General features: G+C 44.2%; 21 protein-coding genes and 2 tRNA genes. 8 read left to right on the top strand and 15 right to left on the bottom strand.

What is annotated here, in order from left to right; all coding sequences use genetic code 11:
• Nucleotides 1-38: 38 nt before the first annotated feature.
• From LEP1GSC052_RS06520 to LEP1GSC052_RS06510, 3 genes are all read right to left on the bottom strand, one after another.
• The gene (locus LEP1GSC052_RS06520; RefSeq protein WP_020986403.1) at nucleotides 39-1,667 is read right to left on the bottom strand and encodes an LA_3751/LA_3752 family putative glycosyltransferase; all 1,629 of its coding nucleotides are present in this window, start codon (nucleotides 1,665-1,667) and stop codon (nucleotides 39-41) included.
• 5 nt (nucleotides 1,668-1,672) lie between these two features.
• On the bottom strand, nucleotides 1,673-3,667 hold the full coding sequence (locus tag LEP1GSC052_RS06515) for an O-antigen ligase family protein (protein ID WP_020986596.1): 1,995 nt from the start codon (nucleotides 3,665-3,667) through the stop codon (nucleotides 1,673-1,675).
• A gap of 112 nt (nucleotides 3,668-3,779) precedes the next feature.
• Complete coding sequence (locus LEP1GSC052_RS06510; RefSeq protein WP_020985598.1) at nucleotides 3,780-5,489, bottom strand: hypothetical protein; 1,710 nt, start codon at nucleotides 5,487-5,489, stop codon at nucleotides 3,780-3,782.
• Between the two features lie 105 nt (nucleotides 5,490-5,594).
• On the opposite strand from LEP1GSC052_RS06510, the gene LEP1GSC052_RS06505 reads away from it, so the two are divergent.
• Nucleotides 5,595-6,878 carry an EAL domain-containing protein gene (locus tag LEP1GSC052_RS06505; protein WP_010574992.1) on the top strand — a complete coding sequence of 428 codons (1,284 nt, stop codon included), beginning with the start codon at nucleotides 5,595-5,597 and terminating at the stop codon, nucleotides 6,876-6,878.
• 10 nt (nucleotides 6,879-6,888) lie between these two features.
• Here the strand turns inward: LEP1GSC052_RS06505 and LEP1GSC052_RS06500 are convergent, their stop codons facing one another.
• The gene (locus LEP1GSC052_RS06500) at nucleotides 6,889-8,052 is read right to left on the bottom strand and encodes a DUF1577 domain-containing protein (RefSeq protein WP_020986408.1); all 1,164 of its coding nucleotides are present in this window, start codon (nucleotides 8,050-8,052) and stop codon (nucleotides 6,889-6,891) included.
• 80 nt (nucleotides 8,053-8,132) lie between these two features.
• On the opposite strand from LEP1GSC052_RS06500, the gene guaB reads away from it, so the two are divergent.
• From guaB to LEP1GSC052_RS06485, 3 genes are read left to right on the top strand one after another with little or no spacing between them, the layout of a single operon-like run.
• Complete coding sequence (guaB, locus tag LEP1GSC052_RS06495) at nucleotides 8,133-9,659, top strand: IMP dehydrogenase (RefSeq protein ID WP_010574990.1); 1,527 nt, start codon at nucleotides 8,133-8,135, stop codon at nucleotides 9,657-9,659.
• A 2-nt stretch (nucleotides 9,660-9,661) separates the two neighbouring features.
• The gene (locus LEP1GSC052_RS06490; RefSeq protein ID WP_010574989.1) at nucleotides 9,662-10,444 is read left to right on the top strand and encodes an outer membrane lipoprotein-sorting protein; all 783 of its coding nucleotides are present in this window, start codon (nucleotides 9,662-9,664) and stop codon (nucleotides 10,442-10,444) included.
• Between the two features lie 14 nt (nucleotides 10,445-10,458).
• Entirely contained in the window at nucleotides 10,459-11,175 is a 717-nt protein-coding gene (locus LEP1GSC052_RS06485) for a 16S rRNA (uracil(1498)-N(3))-methyltransferase (RefSeq protein ID WP_020985673.1), read from the top strand.
• Here the strand turns inward: LEP1GSC052_RS06485 and LEP1GSC052_RS06480 are convergent.
• Nucleotides 11,165-11,449: a hypothetical protein gene (locus tag LEP1GSC052_RS06480; RefSeq protein ID WP_010574987.1), complete on the bottom strand. Its 285-nt coding sequence runs from the start codon at nucleotides 11,447-11,449 to the stop codon at nucleotides 11,165-11,167. The two genes, LEP1GSC052_RS06485 and LEP1GSC052_RS06480, sit on opposite strands and share 11 nt — an antisense overlap.
• A 91-nt stretch (nucleotides 11,450-11,540) precedes the next feature.
• Between LEP1GSC052_RS06480 and thiS the strand changes: the two genes are divergently transcribed.
• From thiS to LEP1GSC052_RS06465, 3 genes are read left to right on the top strand one after another with little or no spacing between them, the layout of a single operon-like run.
• On the top strand, nucleotides 11,541-11,741 hold the full coding sequence (gene thiS / locus LEP1GSC052_RS06475; RefSeq protein ID WP_010574986.1) for a sulfur carrier protein ThiS: 201 nt from the start codon (nucleotides 11,541-11,543) through the stop codon (nucleotides 11,739-11,741).
• Nucleotides 11,731-12,384, top strand: a complete 654-nt coding sequence (locus LEP1GSC052_RS06470; protein ID WP_040913327.1) for a thiamine phosphate synthase — start codon at nucleotides 11,731-11,733, stop codon at nucleotides 12,382-12,384. Before thiS ends, LEP1GSC052_RS06470 begins: the two co-directional genes overlap by 11 nt.
• Before the next feature lie 44 nt (nucleotides 12,385-12,428).
• Nucleotides 12,429-13,259, top strand: coding sequence for a WecB/TagA/CpsF family glycosyltransferase (locus LEP1GSC052_RS06465; protein WP_010574985.1), 831 nt, complete (start codon nucleotides 12,429-12,431; stop codon nucleotides 13,257-13,259).
• Between the two features lie 336 nt (nucleotides 13,260-13,595).
• Here LEP1GSC052_RS06465 and lysS read toward each other — a convergent pair whose 3' ends face one another.
• From lysS to LEP1GSC052_RS06425, 7 genes are all read right to left on the bottom strand, one after another.
• Complete coding sequence (gene lysS / locus LEP1GSC052_RS06455) at nucleotides 13,596-15,092, bottom strand: lysine--tRNA ligase (protein WP_020985999.1); 1,497 nt, start codon at nucleotides 15,090-15,092, stop codon at nucleotides 13,596-13,598.
• Between the two features lie 7 nt (nucleotides 15,093-15,099).
• Nucleotides 15,100-15,750 (bottom strand): hypothetical protein, encoded by a 651-nt coding sequence (locus tag LEP1GSC052_RS06450; protein WP_010574983.1) that lies wholly within the window; start codon nucleotides 15,748-15,750, stop codon nucleotides 15,100-15,102.
• Nucleotides 15,751-15,793: 43 nt separating this feature from the next.
• The gene (locus LEP1GSC052_RS06445) at nucleotides 15,794-17,974 is read right to left on the bottom strand and encodes a glycosyltransferase family 2 protein (protein ID WP_010574982.1); all 2,181 of its coding nucleotides are present in this window, start codon (nucleotides 17,972-17,974) and stop codon (nucleotides 15,794-15,796) included.
• Nucleotides 17,975-18,117: 143 nt separating this feature from the next.
• Nucleotides 18,118-19,044: a polysaccharide deacetylase family protein gene (locus tag LEP1GSC052_RS06440; protein ID WP_010574981.1), complete on the bottom strand. Its 927-nt coding sequence runs from the start codon at nucleotides 19,042-19,044 to the stop codon at nucleotides 18,118-18,120.
• Nucleotides 19,041-19,553, bottom strand: a complete 513-nt coding sequence (locus LEP1GSC052_RS06435; RefSeq protein ID WP_010574980.1) for a DUF1993 domain-containing protein — start codon at nucleotides 19,551-19,553, stop codon at nucleotides 19,041-19,043. The genes LEP1GSC052_RS06440 and LEP1GSC052_RS06435 overlap by 4 nt, the downstream gene beginning before the upstream one ends.
• Nucleotides 19,554-20,143: 590 nt before the next feature.
• Nucleotides 20,144-20,226 (bottom strand) — tRNA-Leu (locus LEP1GSC052_RS06430).
• Nucleotides 20,227-20,278: 52 nt separating this feature from the next.
• Nucleotides 20,279-20,953, bottom strand: a complete 675-nt coding sequence (locus LEP1GSC052_RS06425) for a CDP-alcohol phosphatidyltransferase family protein (RefSeq protein WP_010574979.1) — start codon at nucleotides 20,951-20,953, stop codon at nucleotides 20,279-20,281.
• Between the two features lie 146 nt (nucleotides 20,954-21,099).
• On the opposite strand from LEP1GSC052_RS06425, the gene LEP1GSC052_RS06420 reads away from it, so the two are divergent.
• Nucleotides 21,100-21,173: transfer RNA gene (locus LEP1GSC052_RS06420), tRNA-Asp, on the top strand.
• Between the two features lie 4 nt (nucleotides 21,174-21,177).
• On the opposite strand, the gene LEP1GSC052_RS06415 is transcribed toward LEP1GSC052_RS06420, so the two are convergent.
• The 3 genes from LEP1GSC052_RS06415 to LEP1GSC052_RS06405 all read right to left on the bottom strand — a co-directional run bounded on the left by LEP1GSC052_RS06415 (nucleotide 21,178) and on the right by LEP1GSC052_RS06405 (nucleotide 24,553).
• Nucleotides 21,178-21,993 (bottom strand): hypothetical protein, encoded by an 816-nt coding sequence (locus tag LEP1GSC052_RS06415; protein WP_156892109.1) that lies wholly within the window; start codon nucleotides 21,991-21,993, stop codon nucleotides 21,178-21,180.
• Between the two features lie 120 nt (nucleotides 21,994-22,113).
• A complete protein-coding gene (fliG, locus tag LEP1GSC052_RS06410; protein ID WP_010574977.1) occupies nucleotides 22,114-23,133 on the bottom strand; it encodes a flagellar motor switch protein FliG in 1,020 nt (339 codons plus the stop codon).
• 13 nt (nucleotides 23,134-23,146) lie between these two features.
• On the bottom strand, nucleotides 23,147-24,553 hold the full coding sequence (locus LEP1GSC052_RS06405) for a dihydrolipoamide acetyltransferase family protein (protein WP_020986638.1): 1,407 nt from the start codon (nucleotides 24,551-24,553) through the stop codon (nucleotides 23,147-23,149).
• Nucleotides 24,554-24,570 lie beyond the last annotated feature (17 nt).

Genomic DNA, 24,570 nt, shown 5'->3' with positions numbered 1-24,570 from the left:
TCGGAGAATCGATTCTATTTCTTGAATATTCGGTTCTCTTAATTCGTTTTTAGGCGATACGTTCTCAACGTAAAATCCAGAATCTTTTTGGAATCCTGCATGTCGTAATAACGTTTTGGATCGTTAAAACGAACTGCAATTTTTTCCTTGTGTTGTTTTTCGGGAAGGTTCGGATCTCTTAGAGGTTCCAAGTCGTATTCTAAGATCGAGTAGGACGGAACGTTGTGCTTTTTGAGAATTTCTTCCAGAGATAAAGCGTCCTTTTCGTTGATAACCGCAAAGTGAATGGAATCGAAATAAGAGGCTCCGATGAGATAATTCGTAAACTGTCCTTTGTGAACGACGATCTTTCTGGACTGAAATTCGCTTTGAATTTCGGTATAAGGTGCGATCGCGCCGAACAAAATCTTAAAACCTTCTCTCGTAAACTTGTAATTGTAGTATAAACTGAACAAGGCGAGTAGAACCAAAACGCGTCCGGCATTCGGAAAGTCTACGGTTCGTTGGTATAAGAATATAAAAATTCCCGCGGATAAAAAGATAAAACCGGATTCCAAGTAACGGAGACCGAAGTGATGCACCCCCGCCGTGTAAGGACTTAAAAAGGAAATCGCAAAGACGGTTCCGATTCCGACTAAGCCGAGAATGGATTCTCCGGAAATTTCTTTTTTACGAAGAATGTTGGATACGATGCCAAGAATCAAAATCGTATACGGGGCCGCTTTTAAAAAGCCGGTTTTTGTGGCGTCTCCTAAAAGATATCCTTGAAAGATTGAAATTTGTTTTCCAAGGGAGAATTGGCTCATCGCGTCTTCCGAACTTTGCAAAAAACGAATTCCCATCGGATGACCGGAATATACCGAATTCAAAATACCGATGAAAACAAAGGAAAGAATCGCACCCGGAACGGAAAAAAGCAGATATTGAGGAATCCGTTTTCTGGATTCTTTGGAAAAAAACGCCAAAAGACCGAATAGAAAAATCGGAAACGCGGATTCCGTTCTTAAAAAGAATGCGGCGACGGCGAGAATCCCCGAAACGAATGAGAATATTCTAAAGTTTGAATTCGATTCTTGTGGAGCGACGCCGATCTTGCCCGTAAAAAGCGATCGTAGAACCAAAAAGGCGAACGAAACTAAAAGAAGATTGTTCAAAGGAACCTCGGAAAACTCGACCGAGGACAAAACGGGAAAACTTACGGCGAATGGAATCAAACTTCCGATCAAAACCGCCCAAGGTTTATCGATAAAAAGAGAAAGAATTCGATCGAAAAAAATAAAACATCCGAGCAAACAAAGAAGCGGCAACAAAGTGACGACTCTGATTCCGAACAGATAGGCCGGCAATCCGTTTAAGAGCGCGAAAATCGGAGGATATTGAAAGATACATTTCCGATTTCCATTTTCCTTTAAAAACGCCCAAGGATAATCGAAGGGAAAATATTTGAATTCCGGATCGTAAACTTTTCCGGGATAAGCGCATTCGGAATTCGCAACGGCCGAGAATCCCTTTTCCGCAACCATTAAGGTTTGATAATATTTGATTTCGGAATCGCTCGATACGAACGCGATCTTACGATCCAGCTTGGAACGGTTGAAGCCCAAAAATAAAACTACGAGCGCGTAGAGCGCATAACGCACATACGGGGAGGACAATCGGTTTAACATTTCGTTTATTCCGTAAATATAATATGAAACGGATCGGTTTTTTTACCTTCGTTTAGATAGGGACTGAGATCCGAATTCGGATCTTTTTTTCCAAGAACTTCCGCTCTTTCTTTCCAGCAAACGGACGAATACGGGTTTTTTTGGACGCAACGTTCCAGCAAAGATTCTCCCAAGGCTCTTTGATTCGGGTCTTTGCGAAGAATCAAGGACGCAAGCACCAGACCTTCTTCCGAGCGAATCCAAATCTGATTCTTTACGATTTCCTGAGTCGGATAGGAGAATCGATTCTTTTTACCCGACGCGGACTTTTCTTTGTAAATCAAGAAATTATCCGATTCGATTTCGTTTTGAATGGAGACCAAGATCAGGTTTCTCAATCTTTGTTCCCAAGTGAGTTGAAAACAAAGAAATCCGATAAAAAGAAACGCGATCACATAATCGATTTTGAATATGGATCCGGTCGGTCTTAACGTTCCGATCTTAGGACTCAAACGAACTCGGATCAGGGAAATACAAAGAACGGCGGGAATAAAAAAGTGTTGTTCTCCCAAATTGAAATCAAAGAATTCATGAACGGAGACGAATACTAAAACCCCGGTTATAAAAATTCCGAGATGAAACACTTCCGAACTTTTGGAACCTAACATGCGATAGGCGAGAAGGGATAGATAACCCGCAATCCCAAGAAACGCAAGAGAACCCAAAATCCCGAGACTCGTAAAGGTTTCCACATAGAGGTTGTGTGCCTGCGGGTAGGATCGGAAAGAATGAAGAAAGCGATAAAAATCCTCGTATCCAGTTCTGGCCGAATCGGTTCCCGGAAAGTGAGCCAAAAGAGAATCCGCGTCCAATCCGATTCCGAAAATCGGAGAGTCTTGTAAAACGGATTGAAAGTGAAAGTTCCAAAGAGAAAAACGAATCCACAATGTCTCCGGACTGAAGTAGCGCGAAGAAACGTCCTGCGGTAAAAGAAAGAGCCCGCCGATCAAAATCAAAAATAGCGCAACGGAAACGGGAATCAAAATCCGGAAGAAACTTCGATTTTTGCTCCAACGAAATGCGATCAAACAAAACGAGGCAAGTACAAACGCCAGTAAACTCGCGCGCGATTGGTTGAAAAAGGCGAGATAGAGCGCTATGATTCCACCCGGAATCAAAAACCAAGAAGACTTTCTATATTGAAACGCGGTGTAAAAAGCAACGAACGCGGAAAAGGAAGAGATCACAGCGATCGCCGAGACGGGAAAACCCGCGTAAGTCAAAAAGAGAGGCGGTTTTAAAAGATCAAAAGGCCAAATCGTGTGAAGCGCTGAAATCAGATTGATCGCATTTAACAAAAGATTTACGGAAAGAATGAGCAATAATCCTTTTTTGAGAAATCGACTCGGATACGACGATAACAAAAAGAAAATCAAAATTCCGGAAAGAAGAAGACAGAGTTGTAAGAGAGAAGCCTGAGATTTATAAGAAAGTAAGGAGGAAATCAAAACCAGAAAAAAGAAAACGGAAACGATCGCGTGCAATCTTTGGAAGCGGATTCTCCTTGAAGAAAGATACGGAAACGAAGCGATTACAAATAGCAAAAGAGGAACCGATTTTACGCTGGAAAAAAGCGGAGGCGAACAAGAGAACGCGATCGTATGAACGAATAAAAAAATCGGATGAACGTTTTTAAAAAACAAATAGATCGTAATACAAAGCGCGGCCACATAGAGAAGTTTTAAGTTCAACTTTTGAGGAAAATATACGAGAGGGGCGCGGTTGATTCCGTTGATCGTGGAAAGTCCGATTAACAAGAGACATGCTAAAAAGAAAAGAGGATGAATTTCCGACTTCTTTCGTTTATACGAGATTCCGATACAGACGGACCAGACAAAAAATCCGAACACGACCGAGTCTCTCGATAAGGCCGGATTGGAAGGATCAAAAAAGAATAGTAGAGCAAGGGCGAAAACGACAATTAGAAGCGGAACGCTTTTAAAGTTGAAAAACTGACTCATCTAAGTTTTGGTTTGATCTCTCTGAATGAGAATATTTGCAGATTATCTTCGCTCCCCGAATTTAGCAATCAAGATTCTCCCGACGGGAAAAAGGTTCCGACTTCAGAAAAAATCATAGTTTTTTTCGAAACCAATTCTCCCGAATTTTATCTTCTCCCGTTCGGAAATAATAAGACTCAAATTCGGAAAATTTTTCTTTCCGAGTTGGCGGGTTTAGATTTTCATACTCGTATTTATAAGAGTCCAAATAGGATTCGAAATCGACCGCTTGAAACGCAGAAATTTTGAGTAACTCTTTCATCACCGCAGGAGAATAGGTTAAGATTCTCCAGGGCGCCGAAAAATCTCCGGTTAAAAACTCATCGTATTCTTTCTTAGGCGGAAGCCCGTCCGAGTACAGAAGTAAGTGAACGTTTCGATCCTTTAGATATTGCAAAGGAGTCGTTTTGCCGTGACCGACTCTTCCCCGTTCTTTGGTTTGTGTTCTTGCAATCACCGGGTCGGTAAGACCCGCTTCGGTTTCGATCGCCAAAATCGGATTTAGATAATAGATCAAAATACATTCCGAGCCTGCAAAGGCGACTCGCACCTTCGAAGATTCAAAATGTTTTTTCCAAGGGAGAATCCGATTCTTGACTCTTTCCGTACTTTCTCTTTTATAAATTTGGTTTTCATCCGCGATCTCGTGAACGACCGGCAAGGGAGAGCCCTTATAAATATCCCAACGCAATAGGATTAAAAGCGGGATTCCATACAGAAAGAAGTTCCCGATTTTTTTCCATCGAGGTTGTGTCTTTTGAAGAGCGTAAATCTCTCGTTCGCTCCATACGAATACCAAAGGAAGAATGGGAAGATAAAAACGGGAAAACATAAAGTCTCCGCCGATCCAAGTATAATAACCCGCGTATAAAACGGGGAAAAGAACCAGTAGAATCCAATCCACATTTTTGGTTGCATTTTTAGTTTGAAAAAACTGTTTTCGGATCGTTTTGTAAAAAGTCCAGAGAACGAATCCCCCCAAAGGAATCAACGCATAATACATTTTTAAGAAAGAGGTCAAATACAGTAAGCCTTGGGAAAGATAAGAACTTCCTCCTGACTTCGCGTAGAACGTATTCGGTAGTAGATTTCCATAATATTCTAATTTCCAAATATAGAAAAGCGCCGGTAAAAAATATACTCCGAGAAGAATTCCCAAAGAAGGTTTTGAAAAAACGGAACGAAACGACCGAACTCGAATCGCCGGAAGTATCGAAGCCGCAATATAAACCCCGACCAATGCGTGAAATAGGGCGCCGTCAGGACGGTTCAAACAACTCAAGCCCGAAAGAAACACGCCGGGTAATAATTTATAATAAGTTATTTCCTTTGTTTGTAATAAATGATAAGAAGCGGCTAAGAATAAAAGACCGTGTAAGGAAGTTTCCAGACCTCCCGTTGCAAAAACTCGGTTGTGATGAAGCAATACGAAACAGGAAAGTGCGAACGGAAACGAAACTTCTTCCCCAAGAATTTTTTTCGAAAATAGAAAAAGATAAACGCAGATTCCCGCAAAGGAAAGAATTCCGAAAAAGTAAGTCGCGTTCACCGGATCGATCGCGTTCCAACTGTGAAACGGAATCATAAGAACGGTCCAAAGAAAATTCGTATAACCTTCCACGAATTCTCCTTCGTTAAAAACCAAACCTTTTCCGTCCGCGAAATTCTTCGCATAACGCAGACTAACGAACGCGTCATCCGAAATCCAACGCATTTGATAAGCGGAAATAACGCCGAATAAAATCAGCAGAATGCTAAAAGTGAAATACAAAATGCGTTTCAAATTTGCATTCCCTTTCTCGTAAGTAATGTGACCGAGACGCATTGTTTTTTTACGGTAAGCGGAATTTCCTTGTAGGATTGAGACTGTCCAAAAACGTGTAACTGAATGATTAAGCCTTCCGGCACGTTTCCGAGAACGAAATTAGAATGGGATGTATGGTTCCAGGCTGGAGAGATCATTCCTTTTTTTCAACCGATCCTTTCCGTGGAAAGAGATTCTATTTTCGGTTATGAAACTCTGGGAAGGTTCAGGGATCAATCCGGAAATATTCATTCTCTCGGTCCTTTCTTTTTGGACGCGGAAGCGGGAGTGATCGATCCGCACGAAAGAAAAGAAATCTACAATCTCAAAAGAGAAGTGGATCGCGATTTGCGCAAAAAAGCGATTCTCCATCTTTTAAAAAATCAGGATCGTTTTCCGGACGCGAAATTATTCTTAAACATTTCTCCCGCTTATATGAGAGATCATATCGAAGAGGAGGAAACTGATCCGTATACGATTCGGCTCGTCAAAGAATTGGGTTTGAATCCTTCCAAGATCGTGATCGAAATCGTGGAAGAACATTTCGACGGAAGTATTGAAAGTCTAAGACCTCTGATTTCCCGTTACAAACAGGAAGGATTTCTTGTCGCGATCGACGATCTCGGTTCTCGTTCCTCGAACTTGGATCGGATCGGAATCTTTCATCCCGATATTTTAAAAGTGGATTTGCAGATGCTCCGGCATTCGGTCACTTCCAGAAATTTTCAGGAGATTCTTTTTACGATTTCGAGACTTTCCGAATCCTTGGGTTGTTCTCTTTTGTTCGAAGGAATCGAAAACGAAACCGAACTCTTTCAATCTCTCACATACAGCGCGCGTTTTTTACAGGGATTTTATTTCTCCGAAGCGCTTCCCGATATGATCGGTCAAGAAGAATTGAAACTCAGATTCTCCGAATTACACGAACTCTTTTTTCATCACAAACGTTTTCAACTAATGCGTCAGATCAAACGCGAAAAAGAATTGGAGGAGAAGCTCGATCTTTCCGGAATTCTTGTGAATACGGAAGAAGATCTTTGTTCGATTCAAATCCAGAATCCGAGCGTTCTCAGCGATTTCGTGTTTCGAATCTACGTGACGAATCTCACGGGAAGTCAACTTTCTCCGAACTACATGAGAATCGGAGAGGTTTCTATGGACGTGGATTCTTCATTTATAGGAAGGAACTGGAGTTGGAGACCGTATTTCCTCGAACAATTCTACAAATCCATGAAGGACGTCCGTTCCGAATGGATCATCAGCAATCCGTACTACGATATCAGTTACGAAATCCTTTTGGTGACTTACAGCAAACGTCTGCCCGACGGAAACGTCCTGTTCATAGACGTGCAAGTTCCTGAATATTAGAAATTTAGAATTAAACCTGGGCTTGATTGGCTTCGGCGAGAAGTCGATTGACGTTGTCTATATACTTTTTTCTTTCTCCCGGTCGGGAAGAATTTCCCTCAATCGAAAGACCCACGTATAAGTTACCGTCGGAATCCTTCGTCACGGAACGGATCACGCCGAACGCGGTGAGCGGGGCTTGCATCTTAAAGAATATATCGAATGTAAAACCGGCTCGTTTCGTAAGATCGTGATTGAGATCGGGGTGATTGATTTTAACCTTCAAACCGCCCGTTGAAATATTCACGATCGGAAATCTTTCCTTAACGAGAACCGTATTGGATTCTCGGATACGATCCACCATCTCGAAGGTGAGGGTTTTTATCTCCATCACTTCCAGAATGTCGATTTCGCGCGCGCGGTTTTGAGCGTGGACGTAACCGATCGGAATCGCCTGTTCTTCGTGGTTCAGATAAATCACGGGAACGATCAGTTCGGATTTGATTTTTTGATTCGCGTATTCTATGATCCGTTTGCGAACGTCTTCGGAATCTCCGAGTTCGGAAGCGTAGTCGATAAAACCTTCCTGATCAAAGGCTGTATAACTTTCTTCCTTTTGTGTGTTCGCGATAAAAAGAATCTTACGCGTTTTTCTAACGAGATCGAACTTGTCTCCGATCGTTCGGAACACGTCGATTTTGAGTATATCGTACTTAGACTTTAATTTCGTTTCGTAATCCGCAAAATTTACCTTCACGGAAGTCGGAATATTAAAAAGATTCGCATCGATCGTTGTCTTACTCGTACGGATATTCGTGATCCAAACGGCTCCTTCGGGTGGGGCGATCCGGTTGAGACTTCTTTCCTTGCTCGCGATGGAAATATCCGAAACGGAAAGGATCAGTTGATTGTTCGGTTTTTCGTCCAGAACCTCGCAATCCAGTTCCACATACTTGGCGAGAATTTTGGTGAGAGTTACTTGCGCGTTTAACGGGAATGCGTTCGGAGTTTGCGTTTGGATGAGAATCTTAGTCGCGTCTTTGGACACCTGTAAAATCTTAACGATTTGTTTTACGGAGCCCTGCGCTTGCGCGACGATATCGGTTTTCACGAGAAATTTCGAAATTATATGAAACTTTTTTGCGGGATCCGAAATGGTTTCCTTATCTCTTTTTTTTCTCTGAATCGTTTCCATAGTTTTTCAAAGCGAAGGAGGGGAAATTCTCTTGATCTCAGCTCTCTGTTTACCTTTTATGTACTAGGTAAGGAATAAGAATGTCAAACCAAACTTACCGCGACTCCGAATATTTAGACGGACTATCCGGAGATGATCTTTTCAGTCTTCAGATTGGTCTAACCTACAGAGATTTTCTCGTCCTCCCTGGATTTATCGACTTCCATCCCTCCGAAGTTGAGCTTGAAACCAGACTGACTCGAAATATAAAACTAAAGAGACCTTTTATAAGTTCACCGATGGATACCGTGACGGAATCGCAGATGGCGATCGCGCAAGCGCTCATGGGAGGAATCGGAATCATTCATTATAACAATACGATCGAAGAGCAGGTGGCTCTCGTCGAAAAGGTGAAACGTTTTGAAAACGGATTCATCACCGATCCCGTGATTCTCGGGCCGAAGAACGTAATCCGCGATTTGGATTGGATCAAGGACCACAAAGGATTTACCGGAATTCCCGTAACCGAAGACGGAACCAGAAATTCTAAACTTGTTGGGATCGTAACGAACCGAGACATCGACTTTGAGAAGAATCGCGAGATCACCTTGGACAAAGTGATGACAACGAACGTGATCACGGGCAAGTCCGGAATCACTTTGCAAGAAGCGAACGACATCATCAAAAAATCAAAGATCGGAAAGTTGCCGATTGTGGATTCCAATGGAAAGTTGGTGTCACTTGTAAGTCGTTCCGACTTAAAGAAGAATAAAGAATTTCCGGATGCCTCAAAGGACGAAAGTAAAAGACTTCGTTGTGGAGCGGCGGTTTCCACTCTTCTGGAATCGAGAGACAGAGTTGCGGCTCTTTACGAAGCCGGTGTCGACGTAATCATTATCGATTCCGCGCAAGGAAACTCGAATTATCAAATCGAGATGATTCAATTCATCAAAAAAGAATTTAAGAACTTGGAAGTAGTCGGCGGAAACGTAGTGACTCGCGCACAAGCCGAGAATCTCATCCGCGCCGGAGCCGACGGACTTCGGATCGGAATGGGCCCCGGTTCTATCTGTATCACTCAGGATACGATGGCGGTGGGAAGAGCCCAGGCGACTGCGATCTTCCAAACCGCGAAACACGCCGCGAAATACGACGTTCCTGTGATCGCCGACGGGGGTATTTCCAATATCGGAGATATCGCAAACGCCCTGGCGATCGGCGCCTCCACTTGTATGATGGGATTTATGTTCGCGGGAACAACCGAAGCTCCGGGCGAGTATTTTTATGAGAATGGAATTCGTCTCAAGAAATACAGGGGAATGGCGTCGATCGAAGCGATGAAAGCGGGCGGGGACAAACGATACTTCAACGAGGGCCAAAAAGTAAAAGTGGCTCAAGGAGTGAGCGGATCGGTTGTTGACAGAGGGTCGATCCTGAACTTCATTCCTTACTTATCGCAGGGTCTCAGATTGTCTTTCCAAGATATGGGTTATAAATCGATACCTGAAATTCATAAAGCGCTTAGAGACGGAAGTCTCCGTTTTGAAAGAAGATCCGAATCGGCACAGGCACAGGGTTCCGTTCACGGACTTTATTCTTTCAGCGCTCCAACGATGAGGGCAGAGTAAATTTGATTCGGGTTCTTGCGATTACGGTTGGTTTTTTGGCTCTCATCATTTTGAGCCGAGAAACAAACCCGCAAGGATCCGCGATTCGGGTCGCCCAAGAATTGGTCGCGAGACTCGACCAGGCACTCGTAAAATCCAACCAAGGATTGATCAAAGGAAATCTGATTCTCATCCGAAGAACCGGGGAAACCTGGAGTTGGGACGTGAGCATTTTTCGAAAGGAAGAAGACACGCTCTATCTTTTCGAAAGCAGGGGCCGCGGACTCGAATATAAGATTTTGATCAAGGACGAGGGAGAACAGATTTATGCGTTCAACGTCCTTTCCAAAAAGATTTTTCGAAAAGTGGACGAGGAAAAATACGAATCCCATCTTGCGACCGGTTTCAGCTTTATCGATTTATCCGGGGTTTCGTATCAGGCGAACTACAACCCGATCGTACAGAGCGATCTGAAAACCGCGGATCATTCCTTCAAACGGGTTTCTCTGAAACCCATCATCCCGTATTTTTATTCCAAATTGATTCTTCTTTTGGATCTGGATTCCTTAAAACCGACCCGATTGGATTTTCACGACCGGGACGGGGTTTTGTTCAAAACTATGAACATCAAATACGGACCCGTAAAGGTGAAACAAAATCAGAAGATCACAAAAGAAGAACACGCAAACCGTCTCGAAATGCTCGATCTGAACACGGGCTCTATTAGTGTATTAGAATATACTGAAATAGACAAGGAAGTTAAACCCGATCCTTCCCTGTTCGATCTCGCGAATCTCAACCGATAAAAAGGATCTACGTTTTGGAAGAATCGATTCTTTTCAGACGAGAATGGAATTCCGAATCCCCATTCTCCCTCAATCAAGAAGAAACGTCGCATCTCAAAGCGCTTCGGATTTTTTCCGAAGACAAGATTCTGCGCGTTTTCGACGGAATCGGATCGGAATGGGTTTACGAAGTAAAAGCCGGAGCCTTACAGGGAACGTTAAAGGAAACGAAACGTCATCCGCAACCGAACGTCGTTTCGGGGATCGCGACCGCGATTCCGAAGGGAAATCGACTCGAGTGGCTTTTACAAAAGGGGACCGAACTCGGGCTTACGCATTTTTATTTTTTGAACTTCGAACAATCCGATCGAAAGGATTTCAACATCGCAAGAGTTCAAAAGATCATGGAAGAAGCGGCGATTCAGTCCAAAAGAATTTTTCTGCCCGAAGTTTACGCGCCGGTTGCGCTGAAGGAATTCTTCCATTCTCGGGAAAAAGAAAACTCGGAGCGGCAATCAAAAGAAATGAGCCCTTCCGTATATCAATTCGATCCCAAAGGAGAATCGAATCTCCAACCAGAATTTTTTCGAAACGCGATTTGGATCATAGGGCCCGAAGGAGGCTTTCGGGAAAAAGAGACGAATCTATTGAAGGAAAAAAAAGTTCTCGGTGTGAAGGCAGGGGATTCTATCTTAAAAATCGAGACCGCAGGAATTTTCGCGGCCTCGATGTTTCGTTACTTTACTTGTTGAGAGCGCTGTATTGTAAGTAAAGAGTCAAGATATTGCAGTTCGTAGAACAGGCGCTTGTGCAAGTGTTGAGATATTGCATGTTCGCGGCGGTTACGGTCGAACCGTAAGTAGCGGCGCAATTCGCGTTGCAGGAATCGATCGTTCCACCGGGACCGCAGGCAAGAATGTAATTGAAAAAAGCCCGATCGCTGGTTTCGTCGTGTCTTGCGTGACAACCTAAAACTACGGTGGAAAGCAAAAGAAAGAATAGAATGATTGAAGATAATTTCCTCATAAATGTATGATCCCTCATCTCGGAATTTCGCGTAAATCAAAAAAGATTGGACACTATAAGATTCCAAGTCCAAACTTTCTAGGACCACTCTATGAAAGTTAACGGAAAACCGCTTCGTCTTTCCGAACTGGAATCTACGAAAATTCAATCCTTATTAGAATATTTGAAACTTAGACCGGAAATGGTTGCCATTCAGCGGAACGGAAACATTTTGAAACGGGAAGTCTGGAACCAAATCGAATTGGAAGAAGAGGATCGGGTGGAAATTCTTAGGTTTGTCGGTGGGGGTTGAGTCGACCGCCTGGCCCGAGCCGGGAATTTATCCGATTTTAGATTTCGATTTTTGTAAAAAGAGGAATCTGGATCTATTCGAACTTCCGAAACTTTGGTTGGAATATCCGGATTTGGTTCCGTTTGTTCAGATCCGAGCCAAAAACATTTCCCTTTCCGAACTGGAATTTCTCGTAAAATCTCTCCAAGATCGTTATCCTAACGTTCTTTGGATTCTCAATGATTTTTGGAAACAGGCAAAGACTTGGAATTGTTACGGGGCTCATGTCGGGAAAGAGGATTTTGAAACTTTGACCGAAGAGGAAAAAAAACTTTTATCCGACTCGGAACTCTTTCTCGGAACCTCGTCTCATTCGTTGGATGAGGTGAAGAATTTGGATTCTTCCCTTTGGAATTACACGGGGTTGGGACCGATTTTTCCGACGGAGAATAAGGACGACGCGAAGTCCGAGATCGGAACCGAAACCTTGAGGCGGCTCAAAGAGGAATCTCCTTTGCCCGTTACTTTGATCGGCGGAATTCAGGTTTCGAATTTGGATCTGATTTTGAAAGAAGGACCGTTTCTGCTTTCCGGTATTTCCATGGCTTGTTTGGAAAAAGAATTTAGAGCTTCAGCCTCAAAAATACGGGAACAAAATCGGTAAGTTTCAATTGACTCTGAACTTATGTCGTATAGGATGTCTTTAGGATGAAAAAGCCCGGTGAAATCATACATCTTTCCGCAAAAGACGACCGAGATTATCTCTTAGACTATCAGGTCATTCAAACGGAAACATTAGGAAAAACCGATATTCTCGGGGTTCCGTTCGACAATGTTACTCAGGACGAATCCGTCGCTAAGATCTACAGGCTCTTAGAGGAGAAGGAAAAGTTTCATCACATTCTCTTTTTGGATCCGATCAAAATCATGTCGGTCCGCAAAGGGAAAAAGCTCCATAGAATCACCGAAAAAGCTACTATGATTCTCGCGGAAGGAGCGGGGCTACAATGGGCTGCGGCCCGCCTCGGAAAAGTTCTCAAAGAGAGAATTTCTCCCATCGCCTTGATGATGGACTTGGTCCGTCTCTGCGAACTTAGAAATTATTCCATCTTTATGCTCGGCGGAAAAGAAGACGTCATCGAGAAAGTCTATTTTACCCTTTCCAGACATTTTCCGGGAGTAAGAATCGTAGGCCGTCACGCGGGTTATATGAATCCTCAACGCGAATTGATGGTAAAAGAATCGATTCGTAAGACCAGTCCGAATATTATATTTCTTGCAATGGATTTTCCGGAACAGGAAATCTGGATCGAAAACAACACGGCGTTCTTCGGTCATTCCGTAATCATCGGCGTCAGCGGTTCCTTGGACATTCTTTCCGGTAAGGTGAGAAAGGCTCCGAATTTTTTCAAACTCAGAGGGCTCATTTGGTTGTGGAGAATTTTGAGTAAACCTTGGAGAATCTTCCGCTTTTTTAGAATGTTCCAATTCTTTACGGTCGTATTCTTTAAATCTCTTTTTCAAAAGAAACCGAAGTAAAAATCGTTCGGATTTCTCCGGAGTTTTCATCCAGTTTTTTTTGGGGACGTTCTCGCAACTTTCTTATCGTTGTGCAGATGGAACGATTTCTATGAGCCGGGAAAATTCTCTTTCGAGATTCTTTGTCGTTAGAATCGTAAATTAAAATTTCTTTTATGACTCTAAAAAAGAATTGAGTTCGTTTTTTTGAACGCGTTTTTCTCTGCGCTACGGACTTGTCTTCTCTGACATTGATCGTCACGACCGTTGGTCGGTTTAGGTTCGCTTTGAAGTTCATCAGACTGCGAACGAAACAAAACTGAATCGAAACGTTTAGAGAAAAGTCACGACCGGAATTTATTCCGGTCTCATCAATGGAAAGAGAATCGTATCCCGGATCGAGTGAGAATTGGTCAAAAGCATCACAAGACGATCGATTCCGATTCCAAGTCCGCCCGTCGGAGGCATTCCATACTCGAGCGCACGGATATAATCCTCATCCATCATAAACGCTTCGTCGTCGCCGGCTTCTCTTTGTTTAACCTGATCTTCGAACCTTTCCTTTTGATCGAAAGGATCGTTTAACTCCGTAAACGCGTTTCCGATTTCTCTTCCCGCAACGTAGGGTTCGAATCGTTCCACATAACCCGGTCGATTCGGATTCGATTTTGCAAGAGGAGAAAGTTCCTTCGGATAATCCGTGATGAAAACGGGTTGAATCAGATTCGGTTCGGCCTTGTCCGAAAAAACCTCGTCCGCGACTTTCCAGATCGTCTGGCATTTAGAAACGTCCACTTTCAGTTCGGAAGCCTTCTTCTTCGCTTCTTCCAAAGTGGTGATCTGACTAAAGTCGATTCCGCTGTATTCTTTGATGATGTCCACGTAGGTAACCCTTCTCCATGGAGGAGAAAGATCGATCAGATCCTTTCCGTATTGGATCTTTAAGGTTCCGCAAATCTTTTGAGCCAAATGAGTGATGAGTCTTTCGGTGAGATCTAACATCGTGCTCATATCTCCGAAGGCCATATAGGCCTCCATCATCGTAAACTCGGGATTGTGTTTTGTCGAAATCCCTTCGTTTCTGAAGTTGCGGTTCAATTCGAACACACGATCCATACCGCCCACGATCAATCGTTTGAGATACAGTTCGGGAGCGATTCTTAAGAATAACTGCATGTCCAATGTGTTGTGATGCGTGACGAAAGGTCGGGCCGCGGCGCCGCCTGCGATCGGTTGCATCATCGGAGTTTCCACTTCGAGAAAACCTTCGTTCGTGAGAAAACTTCTGATTTCGGAAACGATTCTACTTCTTGTGATGAACGTTTCGCGCACGTGATCGTTTACGACTAAATCCACGTAACGCATTCTATATCTTTGTTCCACGTCGGCGAACGCGTCGTAGACGACTCCGTCCTTTTCCTTAACGACGGGAAGAGGACGAATACACTTTGCAAGAAGTTCCACCGAGGTGACGTGCAACGTGATTTCTCCCTTTTGAGTCGTAAAAAGATAACCTTCCAAGCCGATGATATCGCCCAAGTCCAAGGATTTAAAGATGGAATACGAGGATTCTCCCAAATCGTCTCGGGTCGCATACAACTGAATGATTCCGGTGCTGTCCTTGAGATGCGCAAAACTCGCCTTTCCCATGACTCTTTTGGAATGGAGCCTTCCGCCTAACTTGAATTTGGTTTCCGGTCCCGTCGGATTTTTTTCGAACTTTTCGACGATGTCCTTCGCTTTGGAATCCGGGAAAAAACGAACCGGGTAGGGATTGATTCCCTGTTTTTTTAATTCTTCGATTTTTTGAATTCTTTGCTGGATCAGCTCGTTTGATTCTTTTGCGTCTAACATTCCGATTTTATTTTCCTGGGAGTATTTGATAAAACGTTTTGGCCAAATTTAAGAATACGATTTCGAAACCTTCTTCGGTTAAGAACCAGTTTCCGATTCCGATCTTATCCGACAAAGGAACCACGTGCACTTTTAAACCCGCCGGACCCAATACGGATTCGTAGAGTTTTTGATTGAGAGCGGATTCGAATCTTTTGGAAAGAACAAGAACATTCTTCAGTTGTCTGTCCAAGCAGATCTTTAAAAGAGACTTTGAAAAATTCTTAGCGCCCGTCGGATACGGTTCTAGTTTATAGATTAGAATTTTGGATTCTTCCACGCCCAAGGCAACGAGCGAACTTTGTATCTCCGCGGTTTGATCCAAAGGAATTCCTAAGTTCGAGTTTGCAGTTGCGGGAGAATAAAGGACGATCAAAATTCCCGCATAACCTTTTTTAAAACCGTCAGCCGCGTTTTTAAGAATGTCCTTGGGAATCGTTTCCTTCGCTTCCAGGACCAGAGCGTCGCTTTTGGGAAACGGGCGATCCTGGATCAAAAAAAGAGGGCTTAAAAAGATCAGTCCTAAGATTAAGATAAGGCTGAGAAAAAATCCGGAAAAGAATAACCGCGCTTTGTACAAAACTTCCTGTACGGATACCGGTCCTGGATTTGCAGACATATAGAACGAGAGTTTTTCCCAGGAACCAAATTACAAGAGGAAATTAGGAAGCGATCTGATCTTCTTCCGCAGTTTCGCTTGTGTAAATCATTGCTCCTTCCAAATCGATCGTAACTCTCGGTTCGACCAGATGTGCGACTGTTTCCACGATTTCAACCGGAGGTTTGTTCAAGGACAACAGAATATCTTCCCAACAAGATTTGAGTCCGATGAACTTAAAGATCGCGTAGCCGAGAAGGATCGCGTTTCCTAAATTGTAGATCGAATACACCCAGTTTCTATGCAGATAATTCGTGATAAATCCGAAGACCAACTGCGCCAAAAGGGAATATTCAGCGATCACATAAAGGGCGGGCATCGCGGTTCTTCCGATCACCTTCGGCGTTCTGCTAAAAGGAATTTGTTTTCCGGTGATCGCTTGGTTGATCGACATGAAAACTCCGGCTAAGTTGACCGGGATCAAAAGTAGGTTGAGGGAATACACTTGGAGCAGATCGAACCATTTGTATCCCATCCTCATCAAATCCATTCCGTATAAGATGAAATACGGAAGAGAAGAAACTGCGATCCAATACGTTTCCATTCCTTCTCCGAGAGGACTTCCCATGAGAATCACAAGACCGATGTTTACGGCCGCGATCGATCCGAGATAATGAACTCGAAAGAAAGCTTCGGCGAACTTTGAGATTCTCCAAGGCCATTGGAATACGTGACGCAAAAGTTTCGGAAGAATGATCAGACCTCCGTTGGCCCATCTTCTTCTTTGAATCAAAAGCGATCCGAAGTCGGGAGGGGTCGCGCTGTAGGCCAGTCTTTCCGGATAATTGTAAAGATTCCAATGTACGTCCAAAAGATCGATGCTCGATTCCGTGTCTTCGATCACCGTATTGTCTTGGATGTATTTATGAATTTTATAACCGCGTTCCTGATACACGGTGCAGATATCCAAAAGGGCTTTGTGACGAAGCATCGCGTTCGCACCGACCCAAAACGTTGCTCCGAAGTGCGTAAATCCTTGGTGGATCTGATATTGAATGTCCGTGGTCGCGCCCGCCATTCTTTCCAGCACGTTAGGCGCTCCCGGAAACGAACTGTAAGGTGTTTGTGCGACCGCGACTTTTTCGTGATCCGGAGAAGACATGACGTGCGCTAACTTTAGAATGTAATCGGGAAGAAGAACGCTGTCCGCATCCAACGTGATCAAAAAATCCGCGGCCGGAATTTCAAAGGAAGAACGGATTCCTTTCGCTTCTTGCAAAAGAATTCCGTGAGATTCTTCCTTTTCCTCCCATCTTTTTCCCAAAAGATAGATGTAACTGTTTAGGTTCATCGCTTTGTTGGGAAGATGAGAAAGGTTTAGATATTTCTTTCTTTCAAAGGTAGAAAACTGAACCGAAAAAAGACAAGCGAGACGTTCGTATTCTTTTTCGATTCTTTCGGGACTTGCTCCGCCTTCGGATAATAAATCCTCGAGTTCGTAAATTCTTTGCAGATGAAGTTCGTTCCATTCTCGGAAAAAAGAATCCCTCATAAACACTCGGGTATGATCGGGAAGTTCTCTTCGAATCGAAGTATCGTCGTAACTGTTCACGCGATTCGAGAACCACTCGGAAACTTTCTTATAGAGTTGGATCAGCTTTTCGGTTTCTTTTGCGGTTTTGGATTTGTGAGAATTCTTCCGTTCCAGATATTCTTTTTTGGCTTGGAGCAAAGGCTCCGCCGCTTCGTTGAATTGTTTCTGAAGAGAATTCGGAAGTTCTCTCATCTTTTGAAGGGCTTCGAAGTCGATATAACTTTTCGGTTGAGGAGGGTCGTCGATGAGCAAAACCACTCTTCGATTCGGATAGTCTTGCAGAGCCGCGGAAAGAAGAGTTTCCCGGACGATGTCCAATTCTTCCTTGTAGGAAGGAACAAGAATGGCGAGAGGCGCGGATTCTCTCGTATAGATCGACTCCAGTTCTTCCCGGCTCGGGGGAGAATGTTTGAGAAGTCTTTTGAAATAACCGAGGCGCGTGAATTGATAAACGAAGTTGCCGTAAGTCAATAAGGCGATGATAACGAAGAACGCGATCTGGCCTATGGCCGCGAACGGTCTGTGATCGAGGATTTGTTCCCAAAAAGTGGCAAGCATTTCGAGGCTTCCGAAAAGAAAGGCGACGCTTGTTAAGAGAAGAAAGATTCTTGTGACCCAGATCTCTTCCCGGCAGTACCGGTCACTCTTCAAATGCTTAGATTCCGTTGCGGACACTGATTGGCCCTCGTTCAAATTTACTTAAACTTACTATAAGAAAAGTAGGCATTCCCGGTGGAATCATAATAATTCTCCGGGGAGGAAAAATTTATTTTGGGTCCTAAATTTAGAGAACCTTAATGGTTATAGGGGGAGTTGCCCAACGTAGGTTTTTGAGACTTCTGACATACGATGTATCTTGGATTCTCCAATTGTTCAATAAAGGATGCAAGGTCGCATTTGCCGTCTATAAAGACCCTTTTGATTCTATACGGATCTTCTCCGGGGAGATTGGGCCCGTCTTCGGTGGTCAATAACGCTTTATAACCGGATTCTTTTGCCAACTGTACGAGTTTCTCGTTGTACCAACCGCAAGGCCAAGCCAAATAGTCGATCGGAATGCCTAACTTGGATTCCAGAATTCGTTTGGATTCTTTTAACTCGAAAAGCGCGTCTTTTCGGCCCTTTCCTTGGTTCTTATTGTCCACCCAAGTCACCAGATTGTCCTTGGGATTCCAAGGATGACTGAAGGTATGGGAACCGATTTCGAAGTTCGGATTTTTGGAAAGTTCCCGAATATCGGACCATTCCATATATTCTCCGTTTCCGATTCCTTTCGGACCGGCGATGATCCAAAAAGAGGCCGGGAAAGAATATCGATTGAGAATCGGAACCGCGTTCAAAACGTTTTTCCAACCGTCGTCGAAATTTAATACGACCGCCTTATCCGGTAAAACCTTTCCCTTTCGGATATAAAGAAGAAGTTCTTTCATCGTAATCGGATGATATCCTTTGGAAAAAAGATATTTCATCTGTTCTTCGAATCGTTCCAGAGAAATGACGGTTTCTCCGTATTCTTTTTCCGAATCGGTTACGATCTCGTGATAGATCAAAACGGGGATTCCGTTCGGATTCGGTTTTGTATTGACGGAGGTTTGTTTTTCTCCCGAGGAAGAATTACAGTTTTCTAAAATAAGAAAGAATACAACGGCGATCGCGAAGAGGATCAAAGTTCGAGAAGGACGTTTTGGTTTTAAGTTTAGAAACGTTTTCATGCGGATCAAGATTCGCTTTTGAGCGGCATATCTCCTAAGTAGTTTTTCTTTCCGATTTCTACTCCGTTGTGACGGAGAATCGAATACGCGGTCGTAATATGGAAGTAGAAGTTGGGAATCGCGTGTTGTATGGCGAATTCTTCTCCCGTGAGATATTTTCCTTCCCAACGAGGATGGAAGATTTTTCTTTCGTTCGCGCCTTCGAAATCCTTTTTGTTAAACGAAGAAAGATAGGTTAACGTGGAATCGATTCTGGTCCGCAACTCGGCCAGGGTTTTTTCGTGGTCTTCGTTTTTAGGCGCTTCCTTGGTTGTGAGTCGAGACGCGCACAACTTGGCCGTATCGCAAGCGACTTGAACCTGTTTGATGAAGTGAAACTGGTCGGGCGCCAATCTGGAATTGAGGAGAACTTCCAAGTCGAACTTTTTCGACTCGGCGTAGGACGCCCCTTTGTCCAAAAGAAGTTTGAGATTTTGAAGCATTTTTGTAAACTGAAGGATTGTGATTTCGTAGAGCATCGAATTGTGTTTTGCCTTTGGGAGATTGCTTTTCTCATTTTTTTTAGGGGCCTTTTGCGAAGATAGAATTTTTCGGAAAGGTCGGAGTAGTGATGGGGATGGGAAGAGATGCCATTGTTCCGACAACTTCGTTGTGAAATTTTTGCGCCCCACCCGGGTTTGGGTGGAGGGGTGGGTGGTGGAGCCTGAGTCCGGAGAATTGTCCTTATCAGGGAAATGCCTTTTCTTCAAGGAGAATTTAAGACGTCGGTGTCGGAGCTACGACAGAGCTTCGAGTCCACGTTTCATCATCGTTGATTGTATGATTGTTAAAGAGGAAAGATTTTTGCTCGAGAGGGGACTCGCCGTTACGCAGTCTCGCTTCCTGCAACAGAAACTCAGCAGATTCTTCCCTACGGGTCAGAATCTATCACGGCGTCTCGCTTTGGCCTCGCCACATCCTGTGGCTCGGACGCGTTTCTCGCTCTCTGAACTCAGATATTGCTCCCTATGGGTCGCTCGATCGATCGATCGCTCAACACGCTTACCAAAGCTCGCTTCGAGTCCGATTTTTTTGTATAGATAATTGATTATTGAAGAGGAAAGATTTTTGCTCGAGAGGGGACTCGAACCCCTACACCTAAACGGCACAAGCACCTCAAGCTTGCGTGTCTACCAATTCCACCACCCGAGCGGGTTGCAATGGACAGGATGTGAGAGTCGCCTTGGGAGTCAAGGAACTTAGTTCAAACCAATTCGTATTTCTTCCGAGTCTTTTTATCTTCCGGATCGATCTGAATGCTTTCCGGATGAAATACAATATTCCAATAGCGTTTCGAGTAAGCGAAAATTCCCGCCAAAAGAATCAAAACCAAAACATACCCGGAAATTTCCGGATGTTTGAGAATGCTCTCGCCCGGAATTCTAAATTCGATCAAAGGAATACACATATACCAAAGAACTGCGATCGCCACAAGACCGACGCCGAACTTTCCCCACCAATTCGGTTTTCCTTGAATTCCCCGTTTGAGATAGAGAAAACTTCCCAGCCAAACTCCTAAAATTTCGCGGACGATATAAGCGATCAGAATCCAAAGTGGAAAACGAAAGTAATGAACGATGACGGAAAGTCCACCGACGGTCACGATCTTATCGCAGACCGGATCCAAATATCTTCCGAGAACGGATTCCTGATGGAGAAGCCTCGCCAAAAAACCGTCGAGATAATCGGTGAGCACGGCTAAAAGACAAGTGAGCATCGCGTAAAGTAGGAACTCCGTCTTTTCGGGAGAGGATATATACGTTTTTGTGAAAGCGATGAAAAAAGGCAGGAGAAAGACTCTACTGACGGAGAGAAAATTAGAAACGGTAAAGATCCTGTCTTCTAAAAGTTCCTGAGGTTTTTTTTCCTGAACGATCATCCTGATACGTGTTCCAATATTTTTATGCGGAGAATTCTGTATTCCAGTAAATGAAAGAATTGATTTTCGGAATAGAATTTTTCGGTTCAATTGAATCAAAATCGATTGACCGGAGAAGTTCCTTTGAAAAAGTATCTAAGGAATAAGGAGCTGTAGCTCAGCTGGTTAGAGTGCCTGCCTGTCACGCAGGATGTCGCGGGTTCGAGTCCCGTCAGCTCCGGAATTCATCCTCTTTTTAAACCATCTCCGACTAACACAGAATCGCTCACCGGATAGAAATACCAATCCAAAGCATTCTCCGCAAAATGGGGATCCAAGTTCGATTCCTCACCGGATATAGAAATTTTTTCTTTCAAAAGTGCGAGAGCGGCTAACGTCTTTTCGATTTTTTCGGAACCGATCCGTTTTGCCGCAACTTGTTTCGCTCTTCGTGCCTGGCCGTTTTTCAAAGCCGTATGATACGTTCGAAATGGACTTTCCGGCGGATCCAGATCGTCCTTTTCAAAAATTGCACGGCATCTTTGCAACCAAATCACGAATCTACTTTTATAGGTTTCGATTCCGCGCGCGGATTCGAACAGGAGAATCGTTTCGAATTCTTCCGGCGTAAGAAAATGTAGAAGAGGAGCTCCCAACGAAAGATGAATTCTCGAAGGTCCGAAGATTCCGAATCGAAAAGAACGAACTAGCGAAACGTCGTGATCGTCGTTCCATTGGATCGTGTGGACTTTAGGTCCGCCGATTTCAATTCTGATTCTTTGCAAGAGAGAATGAAATCTTTCCAACTTGAGTGAATCCAATTCTTTCGTTCCAATTCGTTTCAAAACCTGAGAACCTTTAATGTCCGGTCGAATCCAAAGCGAACTTAAAAAAATCCAAAGAGCGTAGAGGACGGAGCAGATCGCAAAAACGGCCGGTAGGTTGAAAACATAAAAGAACAATTCGCTCGCCAGTTCATTGAGAAAGGTGGAACCTTGACAACACCATTCGTGAAAACTAATTCCCAACAAGAATAGGGAAAAGAGGATCGCAGAGGCCAAAAAAACGTAGAAAAATTGTAAGAGCGTCAGAAGAAATAAATAAAACCGAAAACGAAAGGGGGATTCTTTTTCGAAAGATTCCAAACGTGATATCGAAACGGAAGGATCCAAATTCTTTTTTTAAATATATTCTTCCCCGTCCTTTTTCACAAAGACGGTTCCTTCCTCTTCCAATTCTCGGATCAAATTGAGAATCACGTTTCTCGCGTCGTTGATTTCGCGTAATGTAAGTTTTCCTCGGATTTCCATCATATCCAAAATTTCGGCCGCGCGGTTTCTGGACATGGCGTTTAAGAAATGATTTCTGAGTTCGTCTCCGGCGCCGCGAAGAGCCATGCTCAAACATTCGTCGTCGCTCAAGCGATTGATGAGAATTCTCATCTCCTTCTGATCCAAACCTAAAACGTCTTCAAAGGTGTATAACTTCTCTTTGACTTGTTTCGCGAGTTCCGGAGAATTCGCTTCCAATTCTTTCAGAATATTCTCTTCCTGCGATTTGTCCATATGGTTGAGAATATTCGCAAGCGCTTCCGCGCCGCCCGCTTCGCTGTATTCGGAACGATCTCTTTGTTCGTATTTCTTTTTCAAAACCCTTGCGATTTCTTTGATCGCGTCCGGATGCGTTTTGGTGGTATTCGCCAAACGATAGGCGACACTGGCCTGCAATTCTCCGGGAAAGAATTTCAAAATGTCCGCGGCCTTTTTCGGAGTCATAAACGCGAGAGTGACGGCGACGGTTTGCGGAGATTCGTGTTGGAGTAAACTCGCAAGAACTCCGGGTTCCGCTTCGCTCAAAAAAGAAAAATCGTCTTCTATGTCTTTACGGGAAAGTTTGCCGAGAATGTTGTCCGCTTTTTCCCTTCCCAAAGAATGCTGAAGAATTTCGCGGGCCGCGTCGATTCCGCCTTTGATTTCTCCTTCTCCGGGAAGAACCGAATTCTTAAACTCGAGAAGAACGTCCTCTTTTTCCTTTTTGGAAATCGTTTTGATCTGCGCCATTTCCAAAATGATCTCCTCGATCATAGAATCGTCGAGTTTGGATAAAACCTTGGCGGCGTCTTCCTTGTTTAGGGAGAGAAGAAGAAGGGCGGACTTTCTGATTTTTTCTTTTCGAGCGGCGGACGCTGATTCTTTTTCCACAAAAATAAAATCCTTAACCTGTAAGTAGGCGAAGGGGATGTTCCATAAAGTCTCGGAATACGGAAAGAAATCTTGCTCCGGTCGCTCCGTCCACGACTCTGTGATCGCAAGAAAGAGTGACGTTCAAAATTTTTCCGGCGACGATGTTTCCGTCCTTCAGAACGGGTTTTTCCACAAGAGCGCCCACTGCAAGAATCGCGGCTTCCGGTTCGTTGATTACGGCCGTAAAGGAAGAGATTCCATACATCCCGAGGTTGGAGACGGTAAAGGTTCCGTCCGTGTATTCCCCCGGTTTGAGTTTTCTGTCTCTTGCCCGGGAAGCAAGTTCTTTTATTTCACGGCTGATCTCGAGAACGGATTTCTGATCCGCGTTTCGAACATACGGAGTGATGAGCCCGCCTTCGATGGAAACGGCGACTCCAACGTCGATTCTTCCGTGTTCGAGAATATGATCCTCTCTCCAGGAAGAATTCACTTCGGGCACGAGGAACAAAGAGTTCGCACAAGCCTTGAGAATGAGATCGTTCACGCTGATTTTTTCGTGACCTTCCAAGCCGAGATCCTTGTTGATGGAATTTCTCAGATCGTTGATCGGAGCCGCGTCCAATTCCATCGTAAGATAAAAATGAGGAATGGTAGAAGTGGAATGTGCGAGTCTGGAAGCGATCGTCTTTCTCATTCCGGTCAGTTCGAGTTTGCGATCTTGTCGCTTAACAAAAGAACATTTTTTGCCTCCGCCCGATTCCTGATACGAAAGAATATCGCGTTTGACGATTCTTCCACCGGGACCGGTGCCGATCACTTCGCCTAAGTCCATTCCTTTTTGAAGAGCAAGATTTTTTGCCAAAGGAGAAGCTTTAATCGGAGCGCCTGCGTTTGCGCGTTCTCTGGAGAATTCTCCTTTTTCACGCGTTCCGTTTTTGAATTCCGAAGGATTTCGTAAAGAAGCGTTGTTCGATTCTTGGGCGGTATTCGACGCGGATGAGGTCGAGGAAGCGGACGTTTGTGACGGTGTCGAAGCCGGTTCCGACTTGGAGGAAGAAGAAGCGCTTGTCGCAGAGTTGGGAGAAACGTTCGAAGCGCCGGTTTGTGACGAAGTCGCGGCTTGTGTGGAGCCGGAACCTTCTTTTTTAGCGGGAATGGATTTCTTTGCGGTTTCGACTAACGCGGAAACGTCTTCTCCCGATTTTCCGATGATCGCGACGGGCGCGCCCACGGGAAGAAGAGTTCCTTCGGGAGCCAACACTTCCAAAAGAACGCCGGTTTCAAAGGCTTCCATTTCCATTACGGCCTTATCGGTTTCGACTTCAGCGATGATTTCTCCGGGAGAAACGGAATCTCCCTTTTGTTTGAGCCAACGAACGATCTTTCCTTCCGACATCGTGGGACTGAGCTGAGTCATTTCTGCTATTTTAGCCATTTTGAATATTCCTCGTT

Source organism: Leptospira kmetyi serovar Malaysia str. Bejo-Iso9 (assembly GCF_000243735.2).
GTDB classification, from domain to species: Bacteria; Spirochaetota; Leptospiria; order Leptospirales; family Leptospiraceae; genus Leptospira; species Leptospira kmetyi.
Note: the sequence above shows the minus strand (reverse complement) of the source record. Positions and strands in the feature narration are given on the sequence as shown.